Consider the following 15614-nt stretch of genomic DNA (forward strand, 5'->3'; position numbering starts at 1 on the left):
GGCGGCGGCCGACCGGTCAGAGCGACTCCGCGAAGCGCAGCAGGACGGACCGGAGCCAGGCATTCTCCGTGGAGTCGTCGCTGCGAGTGCTCCAGATCGCCGATACGGAGAAGCGCGGTGAGTCGATGGGCACTGGACTCGTCATGAGCCCGGTGGTCGCCGCGATGACGGTTGCCGCATGCTCGGGGATCGTCGCGATCGCTGGCGTTCCGCGCAGCAGTGGCCCGAGGCCGGCGAAGTGGCTGATGGTGCACAGCGTGTGCCGGGTGAACCCCAGTGCTGCCATGCGCTCGTCAACCCAGCCGCGCTGCAGGTCGAACGACACGCGAACATGGTCTGATTCCAGGTACTCCTGCCGCGTGATCGGCCGCGAGTGACCCACGGCTCGGGCATCGAACAGGCAGAGATAGCCCCCGGAGAAGAGCGGTTCTGCCTGATGGCTCGCGGTCTGCTGCTGCGGCGGCGTGCCGCACACGACCAGATCGATCCTTGGGTCAGCGAGGCTCTCGCGCCAGAGGGAGCTGTTGGTCTGATGGATCGCGAAGTCGACAGCCCAGCCCTCCGCGAGCTTCTGAGACATGAGCCATGGTGCGAAGACCATCTCGAGGTCGTCGGACATCGCGAGATGGAACACTCGGGTCGTGCGTTGCGGGTCGAACGCGACGTCGTCGAAGATCAGATCGACGATCGATGAGAGCGTCGGCGCAACCCGCGATGAGATGGCCAGGGCCTTCGGCGTCGGCGTCATGCCCGCTCGGGTGCGCTCGAACAGTGGGTCGTCGAAGAGCACCCGCAACCGAGCAAGCGCTGCGCTCACCGCGCTCTGACTGAGACTGAGCTTCATCGCGGCCCGGGTCACGTGACGCTCCTGGCAGAGCACCTGAAAGATGACCAGGAGGTTGAGATCCACCCGACGCAGATCGACTGTGTTCATAGTACCCATGATAATCATCGATGCAACGGGACGGTATTACCGTATGACGGTAGCCTGGCCATCTTGCACCGTGGACGAGGGAGATCACATGCAGTCACTCAGCGCCGACCAGGAGGTCGGCCAGCACCAGCCGCGCCAGCTCTCGAAGGACGACCGACGGAAGCGCATGCTGGCCGTCGGCATCGGCAACTTCATGGAGTGGTTCGACTTCGCCATCTACGGCTACTTCGCTGCCATCATCGGCGCGCAGTTCTTCCCGTCAGGGGACCCCACGGCCGAGATGCTGTCGGCTCTCGCCGTCTTCGCGGTCGGCTTCCTCTCGCGGCCGATCGGTGCGCTCTTCCTCGGACCCATGGGTGACCGTCTGGGCCGGCGCACGGTGCTGATCATCACCGTGATGGGCATGGGCATCATCACCGCGCTCATCGGACTCGTCCCGTCGTTCGCGACCATCGGCATCGCCGCACCGATCATCGTCGTGGTGCTCCGCCTGCTGCAGGGCATGATGGTCGGCGGCGAATGGACGAGCGCCGCCGCCTACATCGGCGAGAGCGCACCCGCGAACAAGCGAGGGCTCTACGCCAGCCTGATCACAGCCACCGCTGGCCTGGCGTTCCTCGTCGGCACGCTCACCGCCGTGGTGCTGACGGCAAGCATGGACGCGGACTCGCTCGCCAGCTGGGGCTGGCGCGTGCCATTCATCGCCTCGTTCGCGATGGCGATCGTGGCCGTCTACATCCGCCGGAAGCTCGAAGACACCCCGGTCTATGAAGAGGTCGAGCGCAAGCGCAAGGCCAACGAGATCGAGTTCACCTCGCGCGGGGACAAAGCGAAGGCGTTCGTCATGACGCTCGCGTTCGCCGGCATCTTCGGTGTCTCGCTGTACTACCTGGTCACCTACGCCAACAACCACCTCACCGGCGCAGTGGGCATGGAACGCTTCGAGGCGCTCTGGGCCACCGCCATCGTCATGGTGATCTACGTGGCCTTCAACCCGCTGATGGGCGTCGCCGCCGACAGGTGGGGCCGCAAGCCCGTCAACCACTTCGGCATCATCGGCCTGATCATCTGGGCAGTGCCGGCCTTCATGCTGATGAACACCGGCAGCCCCTGGCTCGTGATCGTCGGCCTGGTGCCGTTCGCTCTGTTCGTCGCCGCGACCGCGGTCACCAACAACGTGCTGCTCGTCGAAGTGTTCCCCGCCTCCGTCCGCGCGACGGGTTCGGCCATCGGCTACAACGTGGCGTACGCCGTGCTGGCGGGCCCGGGTCCGCTCATCGCCGCCTCGCTGGTGGCCGCGACCGGTTGGCTGATCTCACCCGCCTTCTACGTGATCGCGGTCGGCATCGTCGCTCTCGCGGTGCTCTGGCCGATGCTGCCGGAGACCAAGGACCGCGACATCTCTCGAGGATGACGACCGGGGCGCAGCAGAGGAGCACCATGTACAAGGTCGCAGTCGTACAAGCGGCGTCCGTCCCGTTCGACGCGGATGCAGCCACCAGCAGAGCCGAGGCGCTCATCGCCGAGGTCGCTGCGCACGGAGCAGAGCTGGCGGTCTTCCCCGAGGCGTTCATCGGTGGCTACCCGAAGGGCACGTCATTCGGCACGGCCATCGGAACCCGCACCGAGCCGGGTCGAGTCGAGTACGAGCGCTACGTGGGCGGGGCAGTGACGCTCGAGGGCGACCAGGTCGCCCGGCTCGTGCAGGCGTCCACCGAGCACGACGTGCACCTGGTGATGGGTGTCATCGAACTGCTCGGCAACACGCTCTACTGCACGGCGCTCATGATCGCGCCAGGCGAGGGGGTGGTCGGCAAGCACCGCAAGCTCATGCCGACCGCCACCGAGCGACTGGTGTGGGGCTTCGGTGATGGCTCAACGCTCGACACCATGGAGACGCCCGGCGGCAGGGTCGGAACCGTCATCTGCTGGGAGAACTACATGCCGCTCCTGCGGCAGGCGATGTATGCAAAGGGGGTGCAGATCTACTGCGCGCCGACGGCCGACGATCGGCCCTCGTGGCAGTCGACCATGCAGCACATCGCGATCGAGGGGCGCACCTTCGTGCTCTCCAGCTGCCAGGTCATCACCCGGGATGCCTTCCCGGCTGATCACCCGGTGGAGTACGACGTGCCGGGTGGCGAGACGCTGATGCGTGGGGGCAGCGTGATCATCGATCCATCCGGGCGCGTTCTGGCCGGTCCGGTGTTCGACGAGGAGACGATCCTGTACGCAGAGCTCGACCCCACCGCGAAGACCCGATCGCATCTCGACTTCGATGCCGTCGGGCACTACGCCCGGCCGGACGTGTTCACACTGAGCGTCAACGAATCGCCTGCGACCTCGGTCCGCTTCACCTCATAGCGGCCCGAGCGCTGACCGCCCGCTGCTGCGGGTGGTCAGCGCTGCATTGTCGGAGCGCCGTCCGAGGCAAGCCACCGCAGGACGTCGGCGGCCGCGCCATCGGGGGCGTTGGGGTAGCCGGTGCCCGCCCAGAGGTGCAGGCGATCGGCGTCGCCGGCCCGTCCGGCAGCCCGCCGCAGCTCACGTGTGAGGTGATGGACGGCAGGGTAGGCGACCGGTGCGTCGGCGCCGTGCCGGTCGATGAACCCGTTGCGCAGGGCGCGCGCGGGACGGCCGGTGAACGCTCGGGTGACGACCGTCTGCTCCGGCTGCGCGCGACGGAGTGCCTCGCGATGCGTCTTCGAGGTTCCCGCCTCGTCGGTGCGCAGCAGCAGCGTTCCGACAGCGACGCACTCCGCCCCGACCGCCAGGAGCGATGTGACGGCGACCGGCCCGTCGACACCTCCGGTCGCGATCACGGGCAGGTCGACGGCTTGCCGCACGGTGCGAACGAGCGCTGCTGTCGAGACGGGAGCCGGGAGCCTCGATGGATCGTGCGTGGCGGAGTGGCCGCCGGCGCCGAAGCCCTGCGCGACGAGCCCGTCGACCCCGGCGTCCGCCGCAGCGCGCGCCTCCTCGGGCGTCGTGATGCTGGCGAGCACGCGAGTGCCGACGCGACGCAGCGCGGCGATCTCGGTCGGCGACGGCAGCGCGAATGTCAGCGAGACCACCGGCACGGGGTGGGCGAGCAGATACGCGAGCTTTGCGGACCAGTCGTCGTCGTCGTCGACCGGCTCGGGGTCCAACCGCAGTCCATAGACGTCGGCCTCCGGCTGCAGTTCGTCGGCGTAGGCGCGGAACGCCCCGTGATCGACGCGTGCGCTGGTCGGCACGAACAGGTTGACGCCGAACGCGGCGCCGAGGCCGCGCATCTGCGCTATTTCCTGAGCCATGGCCTCGGCGGTCTTGTAGCCGGCGGCCAAGAACGCGAACGCGCCGGCGTCCACGACCGCCCTTGCCAGCGCGAGCGACGTCGGCCCGCCGGCCATGGGAGCGGCCGCGAGAGGAAGGCGGCTCTCCAGCAGGGGTCCGGCCGTCACCGGGGGCTCGCTACGTCGGGCGCCAGCAGCTGGTGCGCGGCGAGCTCTCGGTAGAGCGGCGAGGACTCGAGCAGCTCGGTGTGCGTTCCGGTGGCGAGCACCCGACCGCCGTCGAGCACCACGATCTGGTCGGCATCGACGACCGTCGCGAGTCGGTGCGCGATGACGAGCGTCGTGCGGCCCTCGCTTGCGACGTCGAGCGCCGTCTTCAGCGATGCCTCGTTGCGCGCATCGAGGTTGGCGGTCGACTCGTCGAGCAGCAGGATCGGGGTCGACGCCAGCAGCGCACGCGCGATCGCCAGCCGCTGCCGCTCGCCGCCGGAGAGCAGCACCCCGCCCTCGCCGACCTCGGCGCCCAGCCCCTTCGCCGCGCGCGCCACCAGGTCGCCGAGGTTCACCGATTCGAGCGCCGCCAGCAGCTGCTCATCGGTCGCCTCCGGCGCCCCGAGGCGCAGATTGTCGCGCAGCGTGCCGGCGAGCACCGGCGCATCCTGCTCGACGTAGCCGATGCGCGCGCGCAGGCTGCCGCGGTCGACGTCGCGCACGTCGACGCCGCCGATGAGCACGCGGCCCTCGGTCGCGTCGTAGAAGCGCTCGATGAGTGCGAACGTCGTCGACTTGCCGGCGCCGGACGGGCCCACGAGGGCGGTCCGCGAGCCAGCGGGCACCGAGAAGGAGACCTCGGCGAGCACCACCCGCTCGTCGTCGGCGGCCGGGTAGGCGAAGGTGACGCGATCGAAGGCGACCATCGCCGCCCCCGCCTGCGGAGCGAGCGCGATGTCGGCATCCGTCTCGGCCTCAGCGGGGAGGCGGACGATCTCCTGGATGCGCCCCAACGCGCCGAGCGCGACGCTCACGGCCGCGATGGCGCCCGCGAGCTGCCCGAGCGGCATCACCATGAGGAACAGGAAGAGCAGGAAGCCGACCAGCTGCGAGATCTCGATCTCGCCCGTCGCCACCCGGAGGCCGCCGACGCCCAGCACGACGAGGAAGGCGAGCTGCACGGCGACTCCGAGGATCGGCACCACGAACGCCGAGATGCGTGCGACGCGCACGCCGGCGTGGAACGCGTCGCCCGAGCGGGCACCGATCTCGCGCACCTCGCGCTCGGTGGCGCCGGCGGCGCGCACCGTGCGCACCGCGCTGATGGCGCGCTCGAGCGCGCTCGTGAGGTGCCCGACCTGCTCCTGCGCCTTGCCGGAGGCGCGGCTCAGCAGCGGCATGACCACGAGCATCGCCGCGATCGCGACGGCCAGCACGAGCACCGACAGCCCCAGCAGCAGCGGATCGATGATGAGCATCGCGATGATCGCGCCGATGAGCGTGAGCACTCCGCCGACCGATTCGACCAACCCTTGCGTGAGCACCGCGCGCAGCAGGGTCGTGTCGCTGCCGACGCGGCTCACGAGGTCGCCGACGCGACGCTGGTCGAACTCGGCGATCGGCAGATGCAGCATGCGCGCGACAAGCGTGCGGCGGGTGCGCAGCACCACGTGCTCGCCGAGCACCTGCAGCAGGAAGTGCTGGAACCCGTTGGTCACGGCGCCGACGATCACCACGGCGACGAGCACCCACGGCAGCCATTCCATCGGCCGCGACTGCTCCACGCGCGCGATGAGCTCCTGCGCCAGCGCCGGCTGCGCGAGCGCGAACGCGGCGCCGACCACCGAGAGCGCGATCGCCCCGGCCAGCAGGCCCTTCTTCGGGAACAGGTAGGGGAGCAGGTCGCGCACGCTCGCGCGCGGACCGTCGTCCTGTCGCCGCCTGCCGAACATCCCTCGTCGCTCACTCATCGCATCCATTCTCCCGCGTCTCGCCGCGTGCCGATGACGGTGGCAGGTCGTAGCATCGAGGACTGTGCCAGCACCCGTCATCGAGGCCAAGGGCCTCACCAAGCGCTACGGCGACGTCACCGCCGTCGACGGCATCGACTTCGCCATCCAACCGGGGGAGGCCTTCGGGTTCCTGGGGCCGAACGGCGCCGGCAAGTCGACCACCATGCGCATGATCGCTGCCACCTCGACGCGCACCGCCGGCGAGCTCAGCGTGCTGGGCTTTGACCCGGCCGACCATGGCCCCGAGATCCGCGCGCAGCTGGGCATCGTGCCGCAGGCAGACCAGCTCGACGAAGAGCTGCGCGTGATCGACAACCTGATCGTCTACGGCCGCTACTTCGGGCTGCCGCTGCCCTACGTGCAGCGACGCGCCGAGGAGCTGCTGGAGTTCGCCCAGCTCACCGAGAAGCGCAAGGCACGCGTCGACGGCCTCTCCGGCGGCATGAAGCGGCGGCTGACCATCGCGCGCGGCCTCATCAACAGCCCGAAGGCGATGCTGCTCGACGAGCCCACCACCGGCCTCGACCCGCAGGCGCGGCATGTGCTGTGGGATCGGCTCTTCCGGCTGAAGGAGGAGGGCACGACGCTCGTGCTCACGACGCACTACATGGATGAGGCGGAGCAGCTCTGCGACCGGCTGGTGGTCGTCGACAAGGGCACGATCGTCGCCGAGGGGAGTCCCGCAGCCCTCATCCGCCAGTACTCCACGCGCGAGGTGCTGGAGGTGCGCTTCGGCTCTGCGCGCAACGAGGCCGCGGCGAAGACGATCGAGGGCATCGGCGCCCGCATCGAGGTGCTGCCCGATCGCGTGCTGGTCTACGACGACAACGGCGAGGCAGCGATGTCGGCCGTGCACGAGCGGGGGCTGAACCCCATCACGTCGCTCGTGCGTCGCTCCAGCCTGGAGGACGTCTTCCTGCGGCTCACGGGAAGGTCGCTGATCGAATGACCGGCAGCACCACCGGCCCGCGGGGCACGACCGCGACCGGCACGCTCGATGCGGTGGGTGTCGACCATGCGCTGGTCGCGCGGCGCTCGCGCTCCTGGGGCTGGTGGTTCGTCGCCGAGCACCGCATTCGGGCGATGCGGTCGTACGTGGCCTCGTGGATCGCCATCAGCGTCGGCTCTCCGTTCCTGTTCCTGCTCGGGCTGGGGCTCGGCCTCGGCCTGCTCGTCGACGCGAACCAGGGCGAGCAGGGCGTCGATGGCGTGCCGTACCTGGTCTTCATCGCCCCGGCCCTGTCGATGGCGACCGCCATGCAGACGGCCGCGCAGGAGAACACCTACGGCGTCTTCGGCGGCTTCAAGTGGTTCCCGATGTTCTTCGCCATGAACGGCACTCCCATCGGCGCCGCCCACATCGTGCTCGGGTTCCAGGTCTCGGTGCTCGTGCGGGTGCTGCTGCCGCTGGCCGCGTTCTCGATCGTGATGGTGATCTTCGACATCGGCGATCCGCTCGGCGCGCTGCTGCTGGTGCCGATCGGCCTGCTCCTGGCCGCCGCCGTCGGCTTCGCGGTCATGGCGTGGGTGTCGACGCAGACCGAGGATCGCGGGCAGCTCTCGTTCGTCGAGCGCTTCGTCGTCGTGCCGCTGACGCTCTTCTCCGGCACCTACTTCCCGCTCGAGACGCTGCCGTGGTTCCTGCACTGGATCGGCTGGATCTCGCCGCTCTGGCACGCTGCGGAGCTCGGCAGGTCTGCGCTGTACGGCGCGGAGCTCGCCCCCGCCATGGCGCTCGTGCACGTCGGCTACCTCGCCGCGCTCGCGGGCGTCACCTGCTGGCTCTCGATCCGCACCTTCCGTCGGAGGCTCGACAAGTGACAGAGCTCATGCAGGCACCTGCTCCGGCCATCCGCGGTCCCTTGCGCGGCATCTACGCCGGCAACACCCGCTCGGTCGTCATGCGCGGCCTGCAGGTGATGGCGCGCACCAACTGGGTGGTGGTGCTCACGGGCTTCTTCGAGCCGGTCTTCTACCTGCTCTCGATGGGCGTCGGTCTCGGCGCGCTCGTCGGCAGCGTCGAGTTCTACGGCGCGGATGTCGCCTATGCGGCGTACATCGCGCCGGCGCTGATGGCCGTGAGCGCGATGAACGGCGCGGTCTACGACTCGACGATGAACGTCTTCTTCAAGATGAACTTCGCGAAGCTGTACCAGCAGATGCTCTCGACCTCGCTCGGCCCGCTCGACGTGGCGCTGGGCGAGATCCTGCTGGCCCTGTTCCGCGGCCTCCTCTACGCCAGCGGCTTCATGGTCGTGACCACCCTGATGGGGCTGAACCTGTCGTGGACCGCGGTGCTGGCGATTCCCGCGGCGCTGATCATCGCGTTCGGCTTCGCCTCGTTCGGCATGGCGCTCACCAGCTACATGAAGACGTTCCAGCACCTGGACTACGTCTTCTTCCTGATGATGCCGATGTTCCTGCTCTCGGCGACGTTCTTCCCCATCGAGGTGTACCCGCAGGGACTGCAGTGGGTGATCCAGGCGATGCCGCTGTGGCACGGCGTCGACATGATCCGGCAGCTGACGACCGGCCTCATCCAGCCCTCGATCTGGCTCCACCTGCTCTACTTCGCGGTGATGATCGTCGCGGGGCTGTGGTTCACGACCGTTCGGCTGCGGGCGCTCTTCCTGCGCTGATGCGGGCTGGAGTGCGACATCGGCGCTCACCGGGCCGTCCGCGGCTGCTCAGAGCGCTTTGACCTGCTTGTTGCGCGCGGGTCAGGGATCCTCACCGACGACGACGCCGGCGCCCCCGCCAAGGGCTCCGGAGGCGGCCCGCTCGCGATCAGCGCTCGATGTCGATGTCCTTCGTCTCCTTCGAGAGCAGCAGCGCGATGAGCGTGAGCGCGCCCGCGCCCGCCAGGTAGACACCGACCCAGAAGGGGCTCCCGCCGCCCGCCGTCCAGAGAGCGACCGCGATGAACGGTGCGAGCGCGGCGCCGAGGATCGACGAGACGTTGTAGCTCACGCCCGAGCCGGTGTAGCGCACGTTCGTCGGGAACAGCTCCGGCAGCAGCGCACCCATCGGTCCGAACGTGAAGCCCATGAGCGACATGCCGATGATGAGCCACAGCATGACCCCGACCGTGTCACCGCCGGTGAGCGGCACCCACAGCATGCCGAAGAGCATGATCGCGAGCGTCACGATGATCAGCAGGCGTCGGCGTCCGAACCGGTCCGCGAGCGGACCCGACACGAGCGTGAAGATCCCGAAGAACACCACACCCACGATGAGCATCAGCACGAAGGTGGTGTACGAGTAGCCCAGGCCCGGCACGGCAGCGTCCACGGGCGCGCGGCCGTACGTGAGTGAGAACGCGGTCATCAGGTAGAAGAGCACGTAGGTCGCGAGCATGAAGAAGGTGCCGAGGATCAGCTCTCGCCAGTGCGCGCGGAACACGGTCGCGAGCGGCAGTCGCTGGATCGCGCCGGTCGTGCGCGCCTTCTCGAACGAGGTCGATTCGACGAGCTTCAGCCGCACCCACAGGCCGACGATGACCATGACGGCCGAGAACAGGAAGGGGATGCGCCAGCCCCACTCGAGGAACGCCTCGGACGGCATCGACGGGTCATCGCTCGGCAGCACCGCGGCGATGATCAGGAAGAGGCCGTTGGCGACGATGAAGCCGAGCGGGGCGCCGAGCTGCGGGAACGTGCCGTACCAGGCGCGCTTGCCCGCCGGTGCGTTCTCGGTCGCGACGAGCGCCGCACCCGACCACTCGCCGCCGAGGGCGAAGCCCTGTGCGAGCCGCATGAGCACGAGCAGCGCCGCGGCGAACCAGCCGATCTGGCCGTACGTCGGCAGCAGGCCGATGAGGAAGGTCGCAATGCCCATGGTGAGTAGCGCGCCGACGAGCGTGAGCTTGCGGCCGTGCTTGTCGCCCAGGTGCCCGAAGACGACCGAGCCGATCGGGCGCGCGACCATGGCGGCACCGAACGCGGCGAAGGACGCCAGCAGCGCGGTGGTGTCGTCGCCGGTGGGGAAGAACAGGTGCGGGAATACCAGCACGGCGGCCGTCGCGTAGACGTAGAAGTCGTAGAACTCGATCGTCGTGCCGATGAGGCTGGCGAAGAGGACGCGACCGCGGGAGTTCGCGGGCGCGGACGGCTGCGAGGCCGCTTGGGTGGCAGAGAGGGACATCGGTGCTAGCCCTCCTGCGAACGGAGGCTGCGGAGCGCCAGGGCTGCCTCGACGACCGCCTCCGCGGCCTCGCGCCCCTTGTCCTCCTTGGAGCCCGGCAGTCCCGCGCGGTCGATGCCCTGCTGCTCGTCATCGAGCGTGAGCACGCCGAAGCCGACCGGTTTGCCCGTGCGGATGGCGATCTCGGTCAGGCCCATCGTGGCGGCCTCGGACACGTACTCGAAGTGGGGCGTGCCGCCGCGGATGATGACGCCCAGCGCCACTGCGCCGTCGAAGTCAGCCTCGAGCGCCGCCTGCGCGACGACGGGCAGCTCGAACGAGCCGGGCACCGGCAGCTCGGTCACCTCCGCCCCCATCTCGGCGAGCGCGCGCCGCGAACCCTCGAGCAGGCCCGTGGCGATCTGCTCGTGCCAGCGGCCGTGCACGACCGCGATCCTCAGCCCGGTCGCATCCAGCCCGGCGCCCTCGGGACGTCCTTCTCCAGCCATGGCTCAGCCCTCTCCCTGCTCGTCGTTCTGCGTGATGACCCCTGGCAGCCGGTGACCCATGCGGTCGCGCTTGGCCTCGAGGTAGTGCTCGTTGTGGGCGCCGACGCCCACCAGCAGCGGCACCAGTTCCTGCACCTCGACACCGTGCCGCTCGAGCGCCTCGCGCTTGAGCGGGTTGTTCGAGAGCAGTCGGACCGACTCGACGCCCTGCTGCCGGATGATCGCGGCCGCCGCGCCGTACTCGCGCGCGTCGGCTGGCAGGCCGAGGGCGAGGTTGGCGTCGAGCGTGTCGAGCCCGTCCTCCTGCAGCTTGTAGGCGCGCAGCTTGTTGATGAGTCCGATGCCGCGGCCCTCCTGGCCACGCAGGTAGACCACCATGCCGCCGCCGGCCTGCTGGATCTGCTCCATGGCATCGTCGAGCTGCGGTCCGCACTCGCACTTGAGCGAGTGGAGCGCCTCGCCGGTGAGGCACTCGGAGTGCACGCGCACGAGCGCGCCGTCGCCGAGCTGCTCGCCGGAGATGATCGCCAGGTGATCGGCGCCGGTCTGCCGGTCGCGGTAGGCCGCGATGCGGAAGGTGCCGAAGCGTGTCGGCACGTTCGTCTCCACCTCGAACGACACCCTGGCCGACTCCTCGTTCTCGCCGCCGCACGCGGTGGGCAGGCCTCCCGCGTCGAGGTAGTCGATGAGGTCGGCGATCGTGATCACCGGCAGGTCGTGCTCCTCGCCGAACGCGATCAGCGAGGGCAGCCGGCGCATCTCGCCGGTGTCCTCGACCAGCTCGCCGATCACACCGACAGGAGAGAGGCCGGCGAGCTGCATGAGCTCGACCGCCGCCTCGGTGTGCCCGGCGCGGGCGCGCACCCCGCCCTCGACCGCGCGCAGTGGCACGATGTGGCCGGGCCGGCGCAGGCTGGATGCGTCGGAGTCGGTGTCGGCGAGCACCCGCAGCGTGTGGGCGCGGTCGTCGGCCGAGATGCCGGTGGTCGAGCGATCGGCGGCGTCGACCGTGATCGTGTACGCCGTCTGCCGGTGATCCTCGTTCTCGAGCACCATCAGCGGCAGACCGAGGTCGTCGGCGCGCTCCGCGGTGAGTGGCGCGCACAGGTAGCCGGAGGTGTGGCGCACCATGAAGGCGATCCACTCGGCGGTGGCGAGCTGGGCCGACATGATCAGGTCGCCCTCGTTCTCGCGCCCCTCGTCGTCGACGACGATGACCGGCTTCCTGTCTCTGAGCGCCTTGATCGCGGCGTCGATGGTGGTGATGCTCATCGCTTGTCCTCCAACTGCAGCATGCGCTCGACGTGGCGAGCGACGATGTCGGTCTCGATGTTGACGCGGTCGCCCGCGGCCCGGAATCCGAGCGTGGTCGACTCGAGCGTCTCGGGGATGAGCGAGACCTCGAACCAGGCATCCCGCTCGGCGGGGTCGCTCACGGCCGAGACGGTCAGCGAGATGCCGTCCACGGCGATGGAGCCCTTGCGCACCACCAGGTGCGCGAGCGCCGGGTCGAGCGAGAAGCGCACGGTGCGCTGGCCGTCGGCGTCGACCACCGAGAGCACCCGGGCGGTGCCGTCGATGTGGCCCTGCACGATGTGGCCGCCGAGCCGGTCGCCGACTGCCGCAGCGCGCTCGAGGTTGACGCGGTCGCCGACCTTGCGGTCGCCCAGCGTCGACATGTCGACCGAGATCTGCATGACGTCGGCCGTGAACGCATCCGTCGTCTGATCGACGACCGTCAGGCACAGGCCGTTGACCGCGATGGAGTCGCCGTGGGATGCGTCGCTGATGACCAGCGGGCCGCGCACGGTCAGCCGCCAGGCGGCACCCTGGTCGGTGCTGTGGGGCTCGAACGAGATGACCTCGCCGAGCTCTTCGATGATGCCGGTGAACATCACTGCTCGCTCTCTGTGGTGGCCTCGACCAGGAGGTCGCGGCCGAGCTGCTCGAGCCGCGACACCGTGAGGCGGCGCTGCTCGTCGATCGTCCCGACGCCGAGGTCGTCGAGGGCGGTGCGCGGTCCTCCGAGGAGGGTGGGCGCGAGGTAGACGGTGAGGCGGTCGGCGAGCCCGGCGCGGATGAACGCGCTCGCGAGCGTGGGGCCGCCCTCGACGTACAGGGTCTGGATGCCGTCGGCGGCCAGGGCGCGCAGCTCGCGCTCGAGGTCGTGGCCAGCGGTGCGAACGCCGCGCGGATTCTGCCGCAGTGCGGCCGTCGCGGGGATCGCGCGATCGCCGAACACCACGGGGATGGGCTGCGGCGCATCCGCCTCGCCCTCGACGCGGGCGGTGAGCCGGGGGTCGTCGGCGAGCACGGTGCCGGTGCCGACGGCGATCGCGTCGTGGGCGCTGCGCTCGCGGTGCACGTGGGCGCGCGCCTCCGGGCCGGTGATCCAGCGGCTGCTGCCGTCGGCTGCGGCGGCTCGGCCGTCGAGCGACTGCGCCCACTTCACGGTCACGCGCGGACGCCCGGTGCGCTGCACGAAGAGCCAGTCCGCGATGAGCGCCTCGCCCTCCGACTGATCGAGCCGGGCGACGTCGACGCCGGCGCCGGTGAGTCGGGCGCTGCCGCCCCGAGAGCGCTCACCGGGGTCGGACGCCGCATAGACGACGCGAGCGACGCCCGCATCGAGCAGCGCGAGCGCGCACGGGCCGGTGCGGCCGGTGTGGTTGCACGGCTCGAGCGTCACGACCGCGGTCGCGCCCCGCGCCGCGCCCGTCGCGAGCTGCGAGAGGGCGTCGATCTCGGCATGCGCGGTGCCAGCGCCGCGGTGATAGCCCTCGGCGAGCGTGCGTCCGTCGGGCGCGAGGATGACGGCGCCGACCTGGGGGTTGATGCCGCGAGGACCATGCACCGCGAGCTCGCGAGCGCGAGCCATCGCGGCGCGCTCCGCTGCCGTGTTCCCCGTCATTCGATCCTCTCCGAACGCGCGCGGGGATGTGCGGGGTCGATGGCGACCCCACGTGCGCCTCTCCTCCGGACTCTCACCGTCGGTGCTGGAATTCCACCAGCTCAGCCGATCACCGCCGCTCGTCGCGACGCGGGATGCTCGGGTCGCGGACTCTCACCGCCGGTTCAGACTTGCACTGACCCCGGGCACGTTGCTCTCAGCCTACAACTCGGATTCGGCCCCGCCCATTCCCGCTGGTGGATCGTCCGCGTCCCGGCCGGTCCAGCCCGGCGGCGCGGGGAGGTGTCAGTCGAGACTCGGCCAGGGGAGCCCGGCAACGGGATCGCCGACCAGGACGCGCACGGCACGGTGCTGCAGCATGGGCTCGCCGCGCTGCGTCCCCGCACGCGTGCCGAGGTAGCGGAAGCCCGCGGCCTTCGCCACTCGCATCGAGCCGATGTTGCCGTCGTAGCAGCTCCAGAACACCTCCGGCCACGTCAGGCAGCCATCGGCGTGCCCGACGACGGTGCGCAGCGCATCCGCCATCAGGCTGCGGCCCTGGGCATCCGGATGCAGCCAGAAGCCGACCTCGCGGGCATCGGCGCGCAGCCCCACGACACCCGCGAGCTCGCCCCGCAGCGATTCGCGGATCGCCCAGACGCGCTCATCGTGCTCGCCGCGCCACCCCGCGGGCACGAACTCGCGCACGAAGCTCTCCCCGTCGGCGCGCGTGTACGGCCACGGGGTCTCGATCCAGCGCCTCGCCTGCTCGGTCGAGCAGGCCTCGACGACGCGGTCGATGTCGTGCTCGCGCAGCGCCGTGAGCACCACCTTCTCGCCCATGAACGGCAGCGTCGGGCCTGCCAGTCCTGTCATCGAAGGCCCATGGCCTCGAATGCCCGTGTGAGCGTCGCGTCCGCGACGGCGGTGGCGCGATCGGCGTTCACCGCGAGCAGCCGGTCGAGCTCGGCCGGGTCGGCGAGCAGCTCGAGGGTGCGCTCGCGCACGGGCGCGAGCTCGGCCACGACCGCATCGGCGACCTCGGTCTTGAAGACGCCGTAGCCCTGGCCGTCGAAGTGGTCCTCGAGCGCCGCGACGCTCGTGCCGGTCACGGCGCTCATGATGTCCAGCAGGTTCGTGACGCCGGGCTTCTGCGCCCGGTCGGCACGGATCGCGCCGTCGGTGTCGGTGACGGCCGAGCGGATCTTCTTCGCCGTCTTCGCGGGCTCATCGAGCAGCCAGATGATGCCCTTGTCGTTGTCGGCCGACTTCGACATCTTCGACTGCGGCGTCTGCAGGTCGTAGATGCGGGCGCCGTCAGCGAGGATCCGCGGCTTCGGGCTGGTGAACGTGGCACCGAAGCGCTTGTTGAATCGTTCGCCCAGGTCGCGCGTGAGCTCGACGTGCTGCTTCTGGTCGTCGCCGACCGGCACGATCTCGGCGTCGTAGAGCAGGATGTCGGCCGCCATCAGGATCGGGTAGGTGAACAGCCCCACCGACGCCGCCTCCTGCCCGCCCTTGGCGGTCTTGTCCTTGAACTGCGTCATCCGACTGGCCTCGCCGAAGCCCGTGATGGTGCTCAGCAGCCACGCGAGCTGCGCGTGCGCCGCCACATGCGACTGCACGTACAGGCAGGAGCGGTCGGGGTCGATCCCGCCGGCGATGTACTGCGCCGCGAGCGTGCGCACCTGCTCGCGCAGCACCTGCGGGTCCTGCGGCACGGTGATCGCGTGCAGGTCGACGATCGAGAAGAACGCGTCGTGATCCTCCTGCATGCGTCGCCACTGCTGGAGGGCGCCGATGTAGTTGCCGAGGTGGAGCGAGCCCGAGGAGGGCTGCATCCCCGAGTAGAGGCGCGGGTGTGCCATGGATGGGTTCCTC

At 69.9% G+C, this 15614-nt stretch carries 15 protein-coding genes and 1 riboswitch; of the genes, 5 read left to right on the top strand and 10 right to left on the bottom strand.

The window, feature by feature from the left end; translation table 11 throughout:
• Positions 1-16: 16 nt before the first annotated feature.
• Entirely contained in the window at positions 17-934 is a 918-nt protein-coding gene (locus ABG090_RS02630; protein ID WP_347756140.1) for a LysR family transcriptional regulator, read from the bottom strand.
• Between the two features lie 88 nt (positions 935-1022).
• Between ABG090_RS02630 and ABG090_RS02635 the strand changes: the two genes are divergently transcribed.
• Together ABG090_RS02635 and ABG090_RS02640 are read left to right on the top strand one after the other, a co-directional pair.
• The gene (locus tag ABG090_RS02635) at positions 1023-2348 is read left to right on the top strand and encodes an MFS transporter (protein ID WP_347756142.1); all 1326 of its coding nucleotides are present in this window, start codon (positions 1023-1025) and stop codon (positions 2346-2348) included.
• Positions 2349-2374: 26 nt separating this feature from the next.
• Positions 2375-3298, top strand: a complete 924-nt coding sequence (locus ABG090_RS02640) for a carbon-nitrogen hydrolase family protein (protein ID WP_347756144.1) — start codon at positions 2375-2377, stop codon at positions 3296-3298.
• 35 nt (positions 3299-3333) lie between these two features.
• Here ABG090_RS02640 and ABG090_RS02645 read toward each other — a convergent pair whose 3' ends face one another.
• Both ABG090_RS02645 and ABG090_RS02650 read right to left on the bottom strand, forming a co-directional pair.
• A complete protein-coding gene (locus ABG090_RS02645; protein WP_347756146.1) occupies positions 3334-4377 on the bottom strand; it encodes a nitronate monooxygenase in 1044 nt (347 codons plus the stop codon).
• Positions 4374-6170 (bottom strand): ABC transporter ATP-binding protein, encoded by a 1797-nt coding sequence (locus ABG090_RS02650; RefSeq protein WP_347756148.1) that lies wholly within the window; start codon positions 6168-6170, stop codon positions 4374-4376. The genes ABG090_RS02645 and ABG090_RS02650 overlap by 4 nt, the downstream gene beginning before the upstream one ends.
• Before the next feature lie 64 nt (positions 6171-6234).
• On the opposite strand from ABG090_RS02650, the gene ABG090_RS02655 reads away from it, so the two are divergent.
• The 3 genes from ABG090_RS02655 to ABG090_RS02665 are packed head-to-tail and all read left to right on the top strand — an operon-like array spanning position 6235 to position 8851.
• Positions 6235-7161, top strand: coding sequence for an ABC transporter ATP-binding protein (locus ABG090_RS02655; RefSeq protein WP_347756150.1), 927 nt, complete (start codon positions 6235-6237; stop codon positions 7159-7161).
• Positions 7158-8033 (top strand): ABC transporter permease, encoded by an 876-nt coding sequence (locus ABG090_RS02660; protein ID WP_347756152.1) that lies wholly within the window; start codon positions 7158-7160, stop codon positions 8031-8033. Before ABG090_RS02655 ends, ABG090_RS02660 begins: the two co-directional genes overlap by 4 nt.
• 8 nt (positions 8034-8041) lie before the next feature.
• Complete coding sequence (locus ABG090_RS02665; RefSeq protein WP_347757458.1) at positions 8042-8851, top strand: ABC transporter permease; 810 nt, start codon at positions 8042-8044, stop codon at positions 8849-8851.
• A gap of 148 nt (positions 8852-8999) precedes the next feature.
• Here the strand turns inward: ABG090_RS02665 and ABG090_RS02670 are convergent, their stop codons facing one another.
• The 7 genes from ABG090_RS02670 to trpS form a co-directional block, all read right to left on the bottom strand.
• On the bottom strand, positions 9000-10355 hold the full coding sequence (locus ABG090_RS02670; protein ID WP_347756154.1) for an MFS transporter: 1356 nt from the start codon (positions 10353-10355) through the stop codon (positions 9000-9002).
• A gap of 5 nt (positions 10356-10360) precedes the next feature.
• On the bottom strand, positions 10361-10843 hold the full coding sequence (gene ribH / locus ABG090_RS02675; protein WP_347756156.1) for a 6,7-dimethyl-8-ribityllumazine synthase: 483 nt from the start codon (positions 10841-10843) through the stop codon (positions 10361-10363).
• A gap of 3 nt (positions 10844-10846) precedes the next feature.
• Positions 10847-12115, bottom strand: coding sequence for a 3,4-dihydroxy-2-butanone-4-phosphate synthase (gene ribB, locus ABG090_RS02680; RefSeq protein ID WP_347756158.1), 1269 nt, complete (start codon positions 12113-12115; stop codon positions 10847-10849).
• Positions 12112-12738, bottom strand: a complete 627-nt coding sequence (locus ABG090_RS02685) for a riboflavin synthase (RefSeq protein WP_347756160.1) — start codon at positions 12736-12738, stop codon at positions 12112-12114. Before ABG090_RS02685 ends, ribB begins: the two co-directional genes overlap by 4 nt.
• Positions 12738-13754 (bottom strand): bifunctional diaminohydroxyphosphoribosylaminopyrimidine deaminase/5-amino-6-(5-phosphoribosylamino)uracil reductase RibD, encoded by a 1017-nt coding sequence (ribD, locus tag ABG090_RS02690; protein ID WP_347756161.1) that lies wholly within the window; start codon positions 13752-13754, stop codon positions 12738-12740. Before ribD ends, ABG090_RS02685 begins: the two co-directional genes overlap by 1 nt.
• 48 nt (positions 13755-13802) lie before the next feature.
• Positions 13803-13947, bottom strand: a riboswitch (FMN riboswitch).
• A gap of 92 nt (positions 13948-14039) precedes the next feature.
• Positions 14040-14609, bottom strand: coding sequence for a GNAT family N-acetyltransferase (locus ABG090_RS02695; protein ID WP_347756163.1), 570 nt, complete (start codon positions 14607-14609; stop codon positions 14040-14042).
• Entirely contained in the window at positions 14606-15601 is a 996-nt protein-coding gene (trpS, locus tag ABG090_RS02700; RefSeq protein ID WP_347756165.1) for a tryptophan--tRNA ligase, read from the bottom strand. The genes ABG090_RS02695 and trpS overlap by 4 nt, the downstream gene beginning before the upstream one ends.
• Positions 15602-15614 lie beyond the last annotated feature (13 nt).

It is taken from the genome of Agrococcus sp. ProA11 (genome assembly GCF_039880525.1).
Taxonomy (GTDB): Bacteria; Actinomycetota; Actinomycetes; order Actinomycetales; family Microbacteriaceae; genus Agrococcus; species Agrococcus chionoecetis.

Excerpts from the sequence above, each read along its gene's own strand:
- ABG090_RS02630 (WP_347756140.1), bottom strand. The coding sequence starts at position 934 with ATGAACACAGTCGATCTGCGTCGGGTGGATCTCAACCTCCTGGTCATC.
- ABG090_RS02635 (WP_347756142.1), top strand. The coding sequence starts at position 1,023 with ATGCAGTCACTCAGCGCCGACCAGGAGGTCGGCCAGCACCAGCCGCGC.
- ABG090_RS02640 (WP_347756144.1), top strand. The coding sequence starts at position 2,375 with ATGTACAAGGTCGCAGTCGTACAAGCGGCGTCCGTCCCGTTCGACGCG.
- ABG090_RS02650 (WP_347756148.1), bottom strand. The coding sequence starts at position 6,170 with ATGAGTGAGCGACGAGGGATGTTCGGCAGGCGGCGACAGGACGACGGT.
- ABG090_RS02660 (WP_347756152.1), top strand. The coding sequence starts at position 7,158 with ATGACCGGCAGCACCACCGGCCCGCGGGGCACGACCGCGACCGGCACG.
- ABG090_RS02665 (WP_347757458.1), top strand. The coding sequence starts at position 8,042 with ATGCAGGCACCTGCTCCGGCCATCCGCGGTCCCTTGCGCGGCATCTAC.
- ABG090_RS02670 (WP_347756154.1), bottom strand. The coding sequence starts at position 10,355 with ATGTCCCTCTCTGCCACCCAAGCGGCCTCGCAGCCGTCCGCGCCCGCG.
- ribH (WP_347756156.1), bottom strand. The coding sequence starts at position 10,843 with ATGGCTGGAGAAGGACGTCCCGAGGGCGCCGGGCTGGATGCGACCGGG.
- ribB (WP_347756158.1), bottom strand. The coding sequence starts at position 12,115 with ATGAGCATCACCACCATCGACGCCGCGATCAAGGCGCTCAGAGACAGG.
- ABG090_RS02685 (WP_347756160.1), bottom strand. The coding sequence starts at position 12,738 with ATGTTCACCGGCATCATCGAAGAGCTCGGCGAGGTCATCTCGTTCGAG.
- ribD (WP_347756161.1), bottom strand. The coding sequence starts at position 13,754 with ATGACGGGGAACACGGCAGCGGAGCGCGCCGCGATGGCTCGCGCTCGC.
- ABG090_RS02695 (WP_347756163.1), bottom strand. The coding sequence starts at position 14,609 with ATGACAGGACTGGCAGGCCCGACGCTGCCGTTCATGGGCGAGAAGGTG.
- trpS (WP_347756165.1), bottom strand. The coding sequence starts at position 15,601 with ATGGCACACCCGCGCCTCTACTCGGGGATGCAGCCCTCCTCGGGCTCG.